General features: G+C 56.6%; 13 protein-coding genes. 8 read left to right on the top strand and 5 right to left on the bottom strand.

The window, feature by feature from the left end:
- The first annotated feature begins 415 nt into the window (after window positions 1-415).
- The 7 genes from ACR0JN_RS02605 to ACR0JN_RS02575 are packed head-to-tail and all read left to right on the top strand — an operon-like array spanning window position 416 to window position 9,641.
- Window positions 416-1,603: a hydroxymethylglutaryl-CoA reductase gene (locus tag ACR0JN_RS02605; RefSeq protein ID WP_480883989.1), complete on the top strand. Its 1,188-nt coding sequence runs from the start codon at window positions 416-418 to the stop codon at window positions 1,601-1,603.
- Complete coding sequence (locus tag ACR0JN_RS02600; RefSeq protein WP_480883987.1) at window positions 1,600-2,511, top strand: UbiA family prenyltransferase; 912 nt, start codon at window positions 1,600-1,602, stop codon at window positions 2,509-2,511. Before ACR0JN_RS02605 ends, ACR0JN_RS02600 begins: the two co-directional genes overlap by 4 nt.
- Entirely contained in the window at window positions 2,508-4,964 is a 2,457-nt protein-coding gene (locus ACR0JN_RS02595; protein WP_480883985.1) for a PEP/pyruvate-binding domain-containing protein, read from the top strand. Before ACR0JN_RS02600 ends, ACR0JN_RS02595 begins: the two co-directional genes overlap by 4 nt.
- Complete coding sequence (locus tag ACR0JN_RS02590; RefSeq protein WP_480883983.1) at window positions 4,957-6,057, top strand: BtaA family protein; 1,101 nt, start codon at window positions 4,957-4,959, stop codon at window positions 6,055-6,057. Before ACR0JN_RS02595 ends, ACR0JN_RS02590 begins: the two co-directional genes overlap by 8 nt.
- Window positions 6,054-7,385 (top strand): hypothetical protein, encoded by a 1,332-nt coding sequence (locus ACR0JN_RS02585; protein WP_480883981.1) that lies wholly within the window; start codon window positions 6,054-6,056, stop codon window positions 7,383-7,385. Before ACR0JN_RS02590 ends, ACR0JN_RS02585 begins: the two co-directional genes overlap by 4 nt.
- Complete coding sequence (locus ACR0JN_RS02580) at window positions 7,382-8,227, top strand: hypothetical protein (protein WP_480883979.1); 846 nt, start codon at window positions 7,382-7,384, stop codon at window positions 8,225-8,227. The genes ACR0JN_RS02585 and ACR0JN_RS02580 overlap by 4 nt, the downstream gene beginning before the upstream one ends.
- Window positions 8,220-9,641: an AMP-binding protein gene (locus ACR0JN_RS02575; RefSeq protein ID WP_480883978.1), complete on the top strand. Its 1,422-nt coding sequence runs from the start codon at window positions 8,220-8,222 to the stop codon at window positions 9,639-9,641. Before ACR0JN_RS02580 ends, ACR0JN_RS02575 begins: the two co-directional genes overlap by 8 nt.
- Window positions 9,642-9,808: 167 nt before the next feature.
- Here the strand turns inward: ACR0JN_RS02575 and ACR0JN_RS02570 are convergent, their stop codons facing one another.
- The 4 genes from ACR0JN_RS02570 to ACR0JN_RS02555 all read right to left on the bottom strand — a co-directional run bounded on the left by ACR0JN_RS02570 (window position 9,809) and on the right by ACR0JN_RS02555 (window position 13,304).
- Complete coding sequence (locus ACR0JN_RS02570) at window positions 9,809-10,516, bottom strand: IS6 family transposase (protein WP_480884353.1); 708 nt, start codon at window positions 10,514-10,516, stop codon at window positions 9,809-9,811.
- An 86-nt stretch (window positions 10,517-10,602) separates the two neighbouring features.
- Window positions 10,603-11,583 (bottom strand): CobW family GTP-binding protein, encoded by a 981-nt coding sequence (locus ACR0JN_RS02565; RefSeq protein ID WP_480817515.1) that lies wholly within the window; start codon window positions 11,581-11,583, stop codon window positions 10,603-10,605.
- Between the two features lie 4 nt (window positions 11,584-11,587).
- Window positions 11,588-13,060: a guanitoxin biosynthesis MBL fold metallo-hydrolase GntH gene (gene gntH / locus ACR0JN_RS02560; protein WP_480883976.1), complete on the bottom strand. Its 1,473-nt coding sequence runs from the start codon at window positions 13,058-13,060 to the stop codon at window positions 11,588-11,590.
- 10 nt (window positions 13,061-13,070) lie between these two features.
- Window positions 13,071-13,304, bottom strand: coding sequence for a hypothetical protein (locus ACR0JN_RS02555; RefSeq protein WP_480883974.1), 234 nt, complete (start codon window positions 13,302-13,304; stop codon window positions 13,071-13,073).
- A gap of 99 nt (window positions 13,305-13,403) precedes the next feature.
- On the opposite strand from ACR0JN_RS02555, the gene ACR0JN_RS02550 reads away from it, so the two are divergent.
- Window positions 13,404-14,738 carry a tetratricopeptide repeat protein gene (locus ACR0JN_RS02550; RefSeq protein ID WP_480883972.1) on the top strand — a complete coding sequence of 445 codons (1,335 nt, stop codon included), beginning with the start codon at window positions 13,404-13,406 and terminating at the stop codon, window positions 14,736-14,738.
- 388 nt (window positions 14,739-15,126) lie between these two features.
- On the opposite strand, the gene ACR0JN_RS02545 is transcribed toward ACR0JN_RS02550, so the two are convergent.
- On the bottom strand, window positions 15,127-15,522 hold the full coding sequence (locus ACR0JN_RS02545; protein WP_480883970.1) for a hypothetical protein: 396 nt from the start codon (window positions 15,520-15,522) through the stop codon (window positions 15,127-15,129).
- Window positions 15,523-15,609: the final 87 nt, after the last annotated feature.

Genomic DNA, 15,609 nt, shown 5'->3' with positions numbered 1-15,609 from the left:
TCGACGAATATCTTTGTGCCGTAGATATGGGCCTAATCAGGAACACGTTATACCAGCAGTATTCGATTCTAGACTCGTGGCTGAAAAGCGCCCCAAGTTTGATCGTTCAGTACTTTGATTCGGAAGGGTTACATTCCTTTTGGCGACGCTTTCCGTTCCCAAAATATCATTGCCAAGTATACCGGTGATTTCAACTGCGACAAATGCGAGACCCCTTGGGATCAAACACTGGATCAATGAACATTTGGCTGGATTTCGGTCATACGACTGATAACTTGCCCACGCATCGGTTTTTAGCTGCAACATCTCTGTACAGAAAGTCTATTGGAGCGCGCTATTGGTCATTCCGTTTCACGTTCGGGAAATGCTGCAACGCATAAAAACGCGATTTGACGCCGATCAGATACCTCAGCAGATGGCGCCCAGCGACGCCGAGTTTTCGACATTGCGCCCCTCTCGCAAGCCGACCAAAGAGATGGTTGAACGCTTTTGGGGTAAGTTGAAACCTACGGCCAGCGCAGAGGATCAAGCCCAGATTGCAGATCCGGCGACCATTGAAGACGCTGAAATCTACGGGGCCAATATCGAGAATTTCATCGGGACGGTTAAGCTGCCTGTCGGGGTTATTGGCCCCCTGCGCCTGAACGGGATGAATGCAAATGGCGATTTCCGTGTCCCACTCGCCACGACCGAGGCGGCGCTGGTCGCGTCTTATGCCCGAGGCGCTTACGCCGCCACCCGGTCGGGCGGTGTCAGCACCGCCGTTCTTTACGAAGGTGTGCTGCGAACCCCGGCGTTTGTATTCGAGAGCCTGCTGAAGGCCGGGCAATTTGTGGACTGGGTGGTGACAAATGTCGATATGCTCCAATCAGCAGCCGAAGCGACAACCCATCATGGCAAGCTTGTTTCTCTGGAGCCGTTTATCGATACCAACGTCGTGTTTCTGATTTGCCGCTATACCACGGGTGATGCGGCGGGTCAGAACATGGTGACGATCGCCACCGACGCCTTGTGCCACGCCGTCGCGGATAGCTGCCCTGTCGCGATTGAAAACTGGTATGTCGAAGGTAATTTCTCGGGCGACAAAAAGGCCTCGGCTTTGGGTTTGATGACGGGGCGCGGGCGCAAGGTCAGCGCTTCGGTCACGCTTCCAACTGAGATTGTCGAGAAGACGCTGGGAACCACGGTTGAGGCGATGCTGGACTATGGCCGTGTCGCCAATCTGGGGGCGCATTTGTCGGGCCAATTCGGCGCGCAGGCGCACTATGCCAACGGGCTGGCGGCGTTCTATATTGCAACCGGACAGGACGCGGCCTGCGTTGCCGAAAGCGCAATGGGCGTCACGCGCATGGAACCAAGGGGCAACGATCTGTTCTGCTCGGTAACGCTTCCCAACATCCTTGTCGGCTCGGTCGGTGGCGGAACCGGTTTACCCAGCCAGTCAGCGGCGCTGAACATAATTGGCCTCAGGGGCAACGGATGTGGCACGGCTTTGGCTGAGGTGGCCGCAGCCACATGCCTGTGCGGCGAAATCTCCATCGTCGCCGCGATCGCTGCGGGCCATTTCACCCGCGCCCATGAAAGCCTGGCCCGCCACAGATGAATATTCAGAACCGATTCTGGGTTTACCAGTCCGAGCGATTTCCGCTGAAGAAAACCGTCCCTCTGCTGCTGATGTTTTCCTCGGCCAGCATCTGCGTGTCCGCTCGTCTGGCCGACCGCCCTCTGCCCGAGTGGCCCGCCTTTGCCGCCGGTTTTGTGCTCGCCATGGCGTTGTTCTTCCAGATGCGGGTCTGCGATGAGTTCAAAGACGCCGAGGATGACCGGCGGTACCGGCCGGACAGGCCGATCCCACGCGGATTGGTCTCATCAGGCGAAGTCTTGAGCCTGGGGTTGCTAACCATCCCGCTTGCACTCGCGGCGGCCTGGTTCTGGCACCCTCCCGTTTTGTGGCTGTTGGGGGCGGTCTGGATATGGCTCGCGGCAATGACGGTTGAATTCGGTGTCCCGGCCTGGCTGAAGGCCCGGCCGGTCCTGTATCTGCTCAGTCACATGGCCATCATGCCATTGATTGACCTTTTGCTGACCGGTCTTGAATGGTTTCCGGCAGGCGGGGCGGCACCCTCGCTGTGGCTGTTTCTGGCGTTGTCCTTCGTGAATGGCTGCGTCCTTGAGATCGGGCGCAAACTGTGGGCACCCGAAAACGAGATTGTCGGGGTCGACACCTATTCCACGCTATGGGGTCCGCGTCTGGCGGGACGAATCTGGGTCGGCTGCGTCCTACTGTCCTACGCACTTCTTGTCGGCACGGGCAGCGCCACCGGAGTTGGCTGGCCAAGCGCCCTTGTCGGCGCGCTGGTGCTGGTGCCCTGCGGAATTGCCGCCCTCGGCTACACTCAGACACCCACCGCAAAAACCCAAAACAGGATGGACACGGTATCCGGCCTATGGGTGTTCTTCTGCTATGCTACGGCTGGTTTTCTACCCTTCGTGATCGGAGCCGTTGCATGAGTTTCATCATTGCCCAAACGGATGCCACTGATGTCTCGGTTGTCGGAGGGAAAGCAGCGGCCCTGTCGCATATGGCGCAGAACGGATTTTCCCCGCCCTTGTTCTTTGTCATCACCAACGATGCGTTTGGCATGGGGCAATCAGGACCCATCGCGCAAAAGGGTCTGAAATCGGCCGTAACCGCCGCGCTTGAAACACTCGGGCCCGGGCTATACGCAGTGCGCAGCTCTGGCCGGTCCGAAGATGGCCTGGACCACAGCCATGCGGGACAGTTCGAGTCGGTTCTGAACGTTTCGGGCAAAAATGTGATCGCGGCGGCCAAGCAGGTTTGGCAATCCGGTTTCTCGACAACGGCCGAAACCTACCGCGCGGTCAAATCCGGCGGCAAGGCCGAGGCCCCTGCTATCATCGTACAGCGCATGGTCGATGCAAAGGCGGCCGGTGTCGCCTTTTCCGCCGATCCGGTCAGTGGTCGGCGCGATGTGGTCGTGATCTCGGCCATTGATGGGCTTGCAGAACAGCTTGTGTCAGGTGAAGCGGACGGAGAAGACTGGGTCATCGGTGCGGATGGCGCACCGGAAAGCGCACCAGACACCCCCGCACATTTGACCGTGCCTGAGGCGCAATCCATCGCAGCCCTTGCCCGAAAGGCCGAAACGCTGTTCGGCCCTCCTCAGGACATCGAATGGGCCATTGATGCGCAGGGGCTTCATATTCTGCAAGCTCGCCCGATCACCACAACCCTGCGTTCTGCGCCGCTCGAAGATCAGACGCTGACCATTTTCGACAATTCCAATATCGTCGAAAGCTATCCGGGTATCGTCAGCCCGCTGACCTATTCCTTTGCCCTGCATGTGTATTCTCAGGTGTATCGCGCTTTCGTCAGGCTGTTGGGCGTGTCCCGGCACACAGTTGCCAAGAACCCAACTGTGTTTGACAATTTGCTCGGGCGGGTGGACGGGCGCGCCTATTACAATCTGATCAACTGGTATCGCGCGCTGGCGCTATTGCCCGGGTTTTCGCTAAACCGCGACTACATGGAAACGATGATGGGCGTTTCTGAACCGATGCCGCGTGAGGTCACGGACGCTCTTGCTCCGCCCCCAACCATCGGCTGGCGCAAGGTCGTGGAATACGCGAAATTGGCCAAGGTTGCGGGCGGCCTGATCTGGCAGGCCATCCTTTTGCCGCAGACCCGGCGCGGCTTCTACCGCAGGCTGAATGATATTTTGCAGACGGGGCTGGATGTGGATGCCTCGAATGCGACCGAACTGGCCGCAGAGTATCGTCGCATTGAAAGCACCCTGCTGGATCGGTGGGATGCCCCGCTGATCAACGATTTCCTGTGCATGATTGCATTTGGTGGCTCGCGCAACCTGCTGCAGAAGTGGCTGGGCGAGGACGGGTTGACCCTGCACAATGACCTCATGATCGGGCAAGGCGATATCGTTTCAGCGGAACCCGCGCAACGCATTGCCCGGATGGGAGAGCTGGTCCGGCAGGCAGGTCTTGCCGAGCCGCTAAAGGCCAGTGCGCATCTGTCAGTTTTGTCCGGACACCCCCAGATCGAAGAAGAGGTTGAAGCCTATCTTGAGAAGTTCGGCGACCGGTGTACTGAGGAACTCAAACTGGAAAGTGTTCCACTGCGCGACGACCCGACTAGCCTTCTGCTGGCGATTGCAGCCAGCGCCGAACGTCCCCCGTCCGCGCGTCGGGAAGGCGCTGAGCCGGACTGGAAGGCGTTGTTTCCGTCAAACCCTCTCAAACGGCATTTGGCCAAATGGATTTTGGGCTGGACCAAGGCGCGAGTGCGCGACCGGGAAAACCTGCGCTTTGAACGCACACGTATCTTCGGCTATGCGCGTCGAGTGTTTTTTGGCATCGGCCGGGAATTCGCCGCCCGTGATCTGCTTTCCTCACCTAAGGACATATTCTTCCTAACAACACATGAAGTTCTCGGAGCGGTCGAAGGCTACCGCCTGTCACCTGACCTGAAAGGCATCGCGGCGCAGCGCAAACACGAGGATGACGCCTCCTCTCGACGCCCCGACCCGCCGGAACGTATCGAAATCCGTGGCCCCGCCATCGCGCCGGTCTGGTCCGAAGACGTGGAAACAGAGGTAGACACTGCACGTGTGAAACACGGCACAGGTTGTTCCGCAGGACAGATCAAGGCGCGCGCGCGAGTGATCCGCGACCCACGCACCGAGGCGCTGAACCCCGGTGACATTCTGGTGGCGCGACACACCGACCCGGGCTGGATCGCCGTATTCTCGAACGCATCCGCCATCGTTGTTGAACGGGGATCGCTGTTGTCACATTCGGCCATCGTCGCGCGCGAATTGGGTATTCCTTGCGTGGTTGGCCTGAAAGGTGCCACGCACTGGATCGAAGATGGCGAGATGATCCGTGTCGACGGCGCCAGCGGCGCGGTGGAGCGATGCGATGAGTAGCAGCGAGATCGAGGCAAAAGCGGATTTCGACCATATCCGCTATGCCCAACTGTGGGAGGACGCAGATGTCCTCACCTCAGCCTTGGGTGAGTGTGCGGGCAAGACATTGGTGTCCATCTGCTCGGCCGGGGACAATGCGCTGGCGATGCTGACGCTCGATCCTGCGCGCATCGTAGTTCTGGACCTGTCACCAGCTCAGATCGCCTGCCTCAAGCTTCGGGTCGCGGCCTATCAGGTTCTGACCCATTCCGAATTCATCGAACTCACAGGTTCGCGCGCAAGTACGCGACGGGATGCCCTGCTGAACCGGGTTTTGGAGGCCACCGATGTCGAAACGCGCGCCTTCTGGAAGGCGCTGACCTCGGAGGTTGAAAGATACGGCATCGGCGGTGTCGGCAAGTTCGAGCGTTATTTTCGCATCTTTCGAACCTGGCTGTTGCCGCTCGTCCATTCTCGCCGGGCCATTGACGCAGTGTTCACCCCCCGCTCGCCGACAGAGCGCCAGACCTTTTTTGACACGCGGTTCAACACGGTGCGATGGCGGCTTTTGCTAAACCTCTTCTTCTCGCGTTTCGTCATGGGACGCATGGGTCGGGACAGTGCGTTCTTCGACCATGTCGAGGGCAGCCCCGCCCAACATGTCGCCCGCCGTATCCATCATGCGGGGGTCACCACTGATCCCTCGCAAAACCCCTATTTGCACTGGATTCTCAAAGGCAATCACGGCGACGCACTGCCGATGGCCTGGCGACCCGAGCACTATGAGACGATCCGTTCCCGGTTGGATCGTCTGGACGTCCGCCTTGGGTCGCTGGAGGCCTTTGTATCGACCGGTGAGAAAGCCAGCGGTTTCAACCTGTCCGACATCTTTGAATACATGTCGCCCAAGACCTTCCCGCAGGTTTACGGCTCTATCCTGAGCGCCGCCGAGCCAAACGCCCGATTGGTCTATTGGAACATGATGGCACCCCGGCGGGTTCCGCCAGAATACAGTGATCAGGTAAAAACCCTGACCGACATCGAAACGCAGCAGAAAGCCCGCGACATGGCGTTTTTCTATTCGGATTTCGTTGTCGAAAAGGTGCAGCCATGACTGTTATTGGGCAGATCCTGCTGGCGGCGGGGTCCGTGCTGGCTTTGATCGGAGTAATGATGGTCATACGCCATCTGGCGAAAATGGCGGGGTTGAGTGCCGAAGTACCGCGTAAACTTATGCATGTCAGCACCGGCCTCTTTGCTTTGCTTTTACCTTGGCTCTTTCCCGATCGCTGGCCGGTTTACATGCTGATTGCAGCCACGATCCTGGTGATGCTGGTGCTCCGCCTCCCCCGTTTCTCTTCGGGTCTGGGCGCCACCCTGCATGGGGTGGAGCGTACGTCCTACGGTGACTTTTTGCTCGCTCTGTCGGTTGGGCTGTGCTTCCTGCTGGCTGGAGAAAACACACTGTTCTACATCCTGCCAATCGCCGTTCTGACACTTGCGGATGCCGCCGCGGCGCTGGCCGGGACCACCTATGGAACCAAACGCTACGTGGTGGAAGACGGCGACAAGAGCTTGGAAGGCTCAGTCGTGTTTTTTGTCGTAACGCTGTTGGTTGCGATCATCTGCTTCTTGTTCATGTCGAGCCTCCCACCGTCCAACATCATGATGTTATGCCTTATGGTGGCGGCCTTTGGCACATTGGTTGAGGCGCAAAGTTGGCGGGGGTTTGACAACCTGTTCCTGCCGCTCGGTCTGTTGATATTCCTGAACGGCCATTATTACAGCTCTTTGGCAGAACTCGCTTTGTTGGCCGCAATGTTCTTCGCCGCCCTTGCCAGTTTCGGCGTGGTGGGAACCAAGCTGGGCCTGACCAAACATGCGACACGAGTGTATGTCGTTGCAGTTTTTCTACTGCTGGCTGCGGCAAAATTGCAGAACACGATACTGCCGATCATCGTCCTTGCCGCACACGGATGGGCGCGCACCGCTTCTACCTGTGACAGTAAGTACCCCGATCTGGACATCATCGCCGCCTTGGGGCTTTTGGGGTTTGGGTGGCTTGCCATAGGACATGCGACGGGATGGGACGCAATTTCCTTCTTTGGATTAAGTACGATGGGGCTGGCCATGGGGCATATTGCAGTTGCGCTGCGTTCCAACCCTATCGCGATACCGCTTGCTGCGGCTGTTCTGTTTCTCATTCGGAATTGGGCAGTTTCCCAGAATTCTGAACAGTCAAACTGGGCCGAGCCGCTGACGGCTCTGGCCCTGGTCTCATTGTTTTGTACAGTCACAGTGCCGCTGGCCCGGCCACTCTGGTTCGAAAAAGACAGAGTGTTCAGGCTGACGCTGTTGGCCCTTGGCCCGCCCTTGATTTACTACGCCTGGACCGTTGCCGGATCGCTTGGTGCAGGGGTCATTTCCGGGGTTGTTTCATGACCAAAGAGGCTATCAAAACAACGGATGCAAAAATGACCGTCTATCTGAACGGCCCAAAATGGGAGAGCGTCCCTGCCGCAACCTTCGGCGATTTTTCATGCAAAACGCCCGAAGCCGGCGCTGAAATCCTGCGCAAAGGGATAGAGAGGGTGCAAGACGCGGGCCTCGATCGCATCATTGGTCCAATGTCGGGCGATACCTGGCACAGCTACCGGTTCGTCTCGGACAGCGACGGGTCCGCTCCGTTCCTGATGGAGCCCAGCAACAAACCGCATGAGCCCGAGGTGTTCCGGTCGGCAGGGTTTGCGGAGATCAGCCGGTACTTCTCGGCCCGGGTGCCGCTGCAGGCCGCCGACGGGTCGGCACCCCCGGAAACCGACGGGTTCGTGGTGGAAGAATGGGACGGAACAGACCCCGAGGCTCTGTTCCGTCAGGTCTTCGAACTTTCGACCCGGGCATTCTCAAACAACGCATTCTACAAGCCGATTTCTGAGTCAGATTTTCTGGCCATGTATATGCCGTTTGTGCCGATGATGAAGCGCGACCTGATCCTGTTTGCGCGCCGCCGCGACGGGACACTGACGGGGTTTCTGTTCGGCATTCCCAACTATGCCGAAGGCCCCAATCCGAATTCTGCCATCCTGAAGACCTATGCCAGTCTCGAACCTGGTGTGGGGCGGCATTTGGCCTACAGGTTTCACAAGTCGGCATTCAGCATGGGATACGAAACCGCCATCCACGCACTGATCCATGATGACAACACTTCTGCCGACCGCAGCGCCGCCGAAGGCGCGAAGATCTTCCGGCGCTATAGCCTGCTTGGGCAGAAGCTGAATGGCTGATCTGCTGTCCCATTTCGCCGCTGCGGTTGAGCGGGTTCCGAACCGAACAGCCATCGTGGACGGCAAGGGGCGCCAGATCAGCTTTCAAGGCCTTCAGTCGCGCGTTCAGCACTTGGCCGGTCGATGGCAGGACAAGGGTATCAAGCCGGGGGATCGAGTGCTGATGGCCATGCCTGTCAACGCGGACCTCTATGCCAGTCTGGCCGCCCTGTGGTCCCTTGGCGCCACCGTTGTCTTGCCGGAACCGGCTATGGGACTGCCTGGTCTGCGCCACGCCGCCCGGACCACAAAACCAAAAGCTTTCTGTGCGGCCGGCGCATATTCGTTACTGAAGTTTCTGCTTCCCAGCCTTTGGACCCTCCCCCTACTGACGCCCGGCGAAGGCCACAGCACCCCAACGGTACACAAGGTGCAACCGGATGATATCGCCCTTATCTCCTTTACCTCCGGCACGACCGGTCAGCCCAAAGCCATCCCACGCTCGCACGCGTTTCTGATGGCACAACACAATGCCATCGCGCCCCTCCTCGACAGTGGTAAGACCGAGCGCGATCTGGTGGCCTTTCCGGTGTTCACCCTGATCAATCTGGCGGCCGGGCGCACAAGTGTTTTACCGAATTGGAGACTCAGCAAGCTGAACCGTCTGTCGCCCGCGCGGTTGGAAAGTTGGCTGCAGACGCAACAGATCACTCGGGCCCTGATCCCGCCATCGCTATGTGAAAGACTGGTTCGATCCGACGACACCGGGCCGCTGCACACGGTCTTCACGGGCGGCGGTCCGGTGTTCCCAAACCTTGTCGAAGCTTTGTGTAGCCAGCACCAGCTTTCCGTCATATGCGTCTACGGATCGACCGAAGCTGAACCGATTGCCCATCTCAATGCCAAGGAAATCTCGGTGGAGGATCACCGCGACATGGATGCCGGAAGGGGTCTTCTCGTGGGTTATCCAGTGCCCGGCATCATTCTCCGCATTCGTGACAACGAGATTCAAGTCGCCGGCGCACATGTCAATGAAGGGTATTTGGATCCAACTCACTCAAAGAAAAACAAAATCAAGGAAGGTGCAGTGGTATGGCACCGGACTGGTGACGCTGGTACGTTGGATGAGAACGGACGTTTATGGCTGTGGGGGCGGGTCGGGTCCGAAATTGAAGTCGCTTCAGGCCTGCTCTTCCCCTTTGCTATCGAAGTCGCAGCACGGCAATGGCCAGGCGTAGATCACTGCGCGTTTGTCAATTCGAAAGCAGGCCCCACACTTTGCGTCCAAGGATCCCCGGATCACCATGAGGATTGGTGTAAATCTGCGCTTGGTTTTGGCGTTCCAAATGTGATTTCGGTAAATAGTATTCCTATGGACAAGCGTCATGACTCCAAAGTCGATCGCGCGAAACTTAAACGTATCTTAGAGACTTAACGCAATACGGCTCAAAAGCCGCCGTGCTGCCCAAGCTAAGCGAGCCCATCGCTACGAGCGGTAGAAAGAGGACTGAGAATAGCATCGAGTACCTCAACTAAGTGTATACCATCAGGTGCTGTCAGACGAATTCGAACCGGTCTCAGTTTGCCGCGGAAACCGTGAACCTAACCGGAACAAAGTTGACGCCACTCAGCAAGAGCGGCGGTGCCTGTCATTTTGAAGATGCCTCGACTGGTGAGGGATCTTTCCTGGTTGAAGTGATTGTAGACAGAGAAATGGACGGAAGCGAATTTCTGTAAACTTCGCATGCGCCTGAAACGCTGCATCGCGCGTTCGCGTCGTCGGAAAGGAAGGTGCGAATTCTCAACGCGGTTGTTGAGCCACCTGCCCGTCCTTTGTTTTTTGGTTGCGCCAAGCTCTCTGAGAGCGGCCCGATACGATGCGAAGCGATCCGTGACGACGTTTTCCGCCTTACCGTGTCGCTTCATTAATTTCTTGAGGAATTTCAGAGCTGCAGCTTTGTTTCGACGTTTTGTGACAACAGTTTCCAGCACCTCCCCTTCGTGATCAACAGCCCGCCAAAGATAATGCCGCTTGCCACGCACCTTCACGAAAACCTCGTCAACGTGCCACTTCCATTTGGAGAAGGCCCGCAGTTGCTGAACGCGCTTCCGTCTGATCTCAGTAGCAAACATTGGGCCAAACCTGTTCCACCAATATCGGACGGTTTCGTGGCTTACGTCGATGCCTCGCTCATGCAACAGATCTTCGACATTCCGAAGCGAGAGAGGGAAACGGATGTACAGCATCACCGCAAGGCGGATGATCTCGGGACTGGTTTTGAAGTACTTAAAGGAGGCAGGTCTGGTTATGGGCAAAAACTGCGCAACCGCCCTGCCCCGCTCAAGCAAAGTTCTTCTGACCAGGCCGCTCCGAGATTAGAAACGCAATCCAATTGCTATGCTGTTTCAAACAAAGCACCGGAAAGCGCATGTTCCGAAAGGGCTCCTGGCGCACCAATCGCTACGAGCCTAGTTTCAGGTTTTCGGTCGCCCCAGGCTCCATCTCTCGCGATGTCCATGCGTTTTCCGACGACCTGTACAAGAATGCGATGATCTGGATCGTCCTTGCTGAAGACAAAACCCTTGAGACGATAGACGTTTCCCGGAAGCTTCCTGATTGCAGTGCGAAGAGAAGACAGGCTTATCGGTCGTTCAGCTTTCATCATAGTCGTTGAAAAGCTGTCCGAATGATCAGAGTGATGGCAACCACAGCCAGGCCCATGTTCATGAAGATCTGGTATTTCTGTTTCCAGTTGCTCGGCGGCAAAGCGACCAACCGAAAGTAGGATGTCCAACGGGACGTCCGCCTTGACCGCTTCAACCAAACGATACCGACGAAAGCGACTGCCAAGCCAATCGTGCACTTTCCGAACCGTTTCCTTGTCGACAAGGTCAACCTTGTTCAGAATAACCATGTCGGAAAACGCGATCTGCCGAAGCTTCAGTTCCATTTGTTCCGGCGCGGCAAACAATTGTTCCGCATCGACCAGACACATAAGGCTGTCCAGGCGGATCATGTCCCGGAACTTGTGATCCGTGAAAGTCATCGCGATTGACGACGGGTCTGACACGCCACTAGCTTCAAGGACGATGTATTGTGGTTTCTCAGGCCGGGCGAGAACGGCTTCGACCGTTTCGATCAGGTCATCGCGGATCGAGCAGCAAACACAACCATTCGCCAGACTCATCACATCATCTTCAAGGCCGACTACAAGATCAGCATCGACATTGATGGATCCAAAATCGTTGACCAGAACTGCCACCCGCAATCCGTGATTCCCCGTCAGGATGCGGTTCAAAAGCGTTGTCTTACCGGCCCCAAGAAAGCCGGTAAGGATCGTGACAGGGATCGCGGACTTAGAACCGAATTCGATCATGCTATCACTCCGACTTCTTCTTGCGGTTCGGGATGACGTCATCAACTTTAATGACGAAATCGCTGGGCCATTCGGGATCGGGAGCCCGGAATACATCAACGGGGTAGTATTCCTTGGGATCAATCTCCATGTCGCGGTATTTCTGGTCTTGCTGTTCTGCGCGTGATGACCGCGGTGCTGGCGGCTTGATTTCATCCGGCAACGTAATCCGGCCCTCGGCTTCCATCTTGCCCAATTCGCGGAACGGTGCGACGGAACCGGATTTTCCGGGTAGTGTCGCCTTGCGATACCAGATTGTATCCTTGGTGACGTTGACGACGGCGACATCCAATCCCCAGGCGAACAACCCGTCGTAATGGGCGCGAATACCCGCCAGCATCTCGGCATCGATATCCTCGTCTTGCGTGTAGTGGGTCACCATTGCCAGCCGCGGGCGCGCCTCTGCCATCATCTTACCAACAGCGTAGTGAGAAGTATGGTGCGTATCGATTGTGTAGTTGAACAGCTCTTGTGGCAGGCCGTATTTGTAGGTCATGAGTTGACCAATATCCTGTCCGGACATTTCGGTCACAAACACATCGACGCCTTTTCCGTATTCAAGGCTCAGTTCGTCGGGGCGACCATCGCCGGTCCAAACAAAGCTCAGGCCATTCCAATCCAGCCTATACCCGACAGCACCGTCCTTGGCGTGGCTACGCGGCCAGGACCGAACAGTCACACCATCTTCGTCATAAACGATGCCGCCTTCCTGACGGAAATCGAATTCGTTGACTTCGATCTCATAGCCGTCCCCGATTGGAAACACATCGAAAGCTTCAAGATGCCATTTGAGCATCTGTTGCATCCCTTTGACCATTCCCGCCGTTCCAAGCTCGGGCGTCCGACCAGACGGGCCGTGAATGCGCAGCGGTGTGTATCCTCCGGACCAGGCCCGGAACGGGTAGATGTAAGGGATGTCGGCATAGTGATCGACGTGCAGGTGGGTAATGAAGATATCGTTGATCAACTGACCGGGGACCTGCATTCCGATGATATTGCGGACGCAGCCTGACCCGAAATCAAAGAAGAATCGTTTTCCGTTGCCCAACTCGACCATAATGCAGGTGCCCGCCTGATCTTCACGAGGAGGAAACGGGGTGGAACCACAAAATGAAATCCGCATTTCATCGGGCCCAAGTTCCTCGGAAAGCGGGAAGTAGTTCGCGTTCGAACCTGTCATGTATTTTGTGGGCCGAAAATACTCCGGCAGCGTGATGCCGCCCGCAGGCCTGCCGCCGTATGGGTTCTTGAGACTTTCGCCCAGCGGTCCATCGCCCTGGTGCGCCTGCGCTTCGCCTGAACCGTAACTTACCGCCCCCGTTGCAACCGCTCCTGCTGCCAACCCCTGCATAACGTGTCGCCGGGACGGGTTTTCGATCTCATCAGACTTCTGAATCTGTTCGTTCTTTCGATCTTTGCTGTTGTCTTCGTTTGCCATGGCCATACCCTCAATTGGAAATGCTGCGGGGACTACGCCTCACCATCCGGCGAAGCTCGTTCACGAGTTCAGATCTGATGTGGGTCCATTCCGCGCGCTCTGAGGCTGTGACGGATCCGTCATCCAACAGCTCAGACACTTTCTTCAGGTCTTCGATGACCTCGCTGAGTGAGGCATCCAGTTTGATACGCCCTGAAAGCGCATCTGAAAGCTCTGGAATCTCGTCGCTCAGGTCTGCCGTCACTGGATAAATCCCGGTTCCCACTATCTATTCTCAAATCAAGATGAGTGCGGTTGACGGAAAAGGCCAAGTGAGTCACCGTGAGTTGGGGGTGAGTTTGCGTTGACAAAAGCAAAGGAAATACCAATAGATCAACACGTTGGGCAACCGTCACCTGAACTTGTTAGGGAAGCCCTCAAACGAGTTGTATCGAGCGGTGAGTTTCAAGCTTCGCCCCGTCTCCAGCAATTTCTTACATACGTAGTCGAGGAGGCTATCGCGGGTCGAAGCGCTCAGATTCGCGGAAAGGCCATCGCAGTCGAGGTCTATGGGCGGCGCATCGATGGCACTGGTGGGCAAAACCTTGTGCGCGTAGAAGCCAGGCGACTGCGGCGTTTGCTACGTGAGTTCTACGAAGATCACTGGGACGGCACAGGTGTTCGCATTTTCATTGATCCCGGCGGGTACAAACCGCGATTTTCGCACCAACCTGCCCTTGAAGACCGCGCATCAGGTGTTTGGAGCAGCGATGGGTCCGGTAGACAGAGGCGTTCTTTGCAACTGATCTCAGCTGGACTGGGTTTCCTTGCAGTTGTCGCTGGGCTTGGCATCTGGATGAGCCCGGAAGACAGGACGGTTTTGCCAACGACTCAATCCATCGAACAAGCTGAGCGTGCGGCACTTGGTGAGCAATCTTTGACCAGGCTTCAAGCGGTTAACCTTGCGGATCAGGCCCGCGGCATGTTTTTCCCAGTCTTTGATGTAAAACGTCAGCAAATTGCACTGGGAATGTTCCAGCATGCGATGGAACTCGACCCGGCATTGTCTGACGTCTATGCCGGGTCAGCGCAGGTCCTGGCGATTCTGGCTGTGCTGTCGCCAGATGAAGTGCAAAGGGATGATCTGTTCAGCCAAGCCTCCAAGATGTCTGCAAAAGCGCTTGAATTGTCCCCTACTGATGCATGGGCAAACGGCGCAAATGCTTGGGTTCTGGCTGTCAAAGACCAGCCAAACGAGGCACTGAAGTACGCGAGAATGTCAGTCGAACTGGCGCCGAAGAATGGCCATATTCTCGACCTTGCAGGTATCACTGCCATAATGGCAAACGCCCCAGAACTTGCGGCCGAGGTCAGCAATCCGGAGAGACCCAGATCAGGATCCGGCCGGTTTGGTGCAAGAAACATCTGGGGCGTGTCGCAACTTATGCTCGGGAACCACGAAAATGTCGTCGAGGCCTTTCAAGGCGCACCAGCTGCCGGAGCGCCGGTCAGCGCCCCTTCGCTTTTGTTCCAAGCCGTTGCGCACGATCAGATGGGAAATTCAGAAGAAGCGCAACAGCTCGTTGTCGAAATGCGCAAAACGTGGCCGGAGTTTCCATCGGAGTTTCTCGCCTACAGGATTTTCCAAAACGACAGCACAACGCGGAACTTGATACTGGAAACACTCAGCAAATTTTGACAAACAGCTGATAAAAACGGTACCGCTTTGGGACTAGAAGCGAACCTTTTAACTAGCTATGGAGGTTACCTTGCAAAACAAACCCTAGTCCTCGCGCCCTGATTGGCCGATGTCAGCCTCTTGCGGACCTTCACCCCATGGTCTCCCTGCTCCGGTGCGGCCCGTTGAACCTGCCGTTCGCTGCATGCGCAAAATCAAAGGCTGCCTAAACTTACGAAATGCGGGCAGAGCGCCATTCCGCCGCGACTGCGCCAATGGCTGCTTTCGGCACAAACCGGCCCTTCACTGATTAGTCAAACCGCTGCCGCGCGACTCATCAAACCTGCCGTTCGCTGCGCGTACAAAATTTGTAATCAACTAAATTCACGTCGAACAGGATACAATGAAACTAATTGGTGGCGGCCGTGCGCCATATCTTGGCTGAAATCTTGCGTGGCAGAAGGGCCTTGAAAGACTGCCCGGGTTGCCACTCCACTTCGTGTATATCGTGAATGGCTTGTAGGTCTTCGACCGTCAGGCGATCCAATAGATTCAAACCGGTCGAAGTCCGGATCGCTTCCAGCACCGGTGCCTTGTGCACAGGCGATCGGGCGACGACATTGCCCAACTCATCTTTATGCGCATCCATTGTGGATTCGTAAAACTCATCTTCGATCATGCCGCCAAACAAGCAGCTTGTGCCCTTATGCCGGTATGCGCCAACACCGAACTCCGGGTTGAACGCTTTTTTGTCTTGCGCTTCGAGGCGAGCAATAGCGGTGTCAAACAGGTCTGCAACACTCATGTTAGTTGATACTCCTTCCATCGGGTAAGTTCGCAAAAACTACGATTATGATGATATCAACAACGACACTGCACGCCAGCAGATCGA

The organism is Ruegeria sp. G12 (assembly GCF_056533565.1).
The sequence above is the reverse complement of the archived record's forward strand: the minus strand, read 5'-3'. Positions and strand labels throughout refer to the sequence as shown.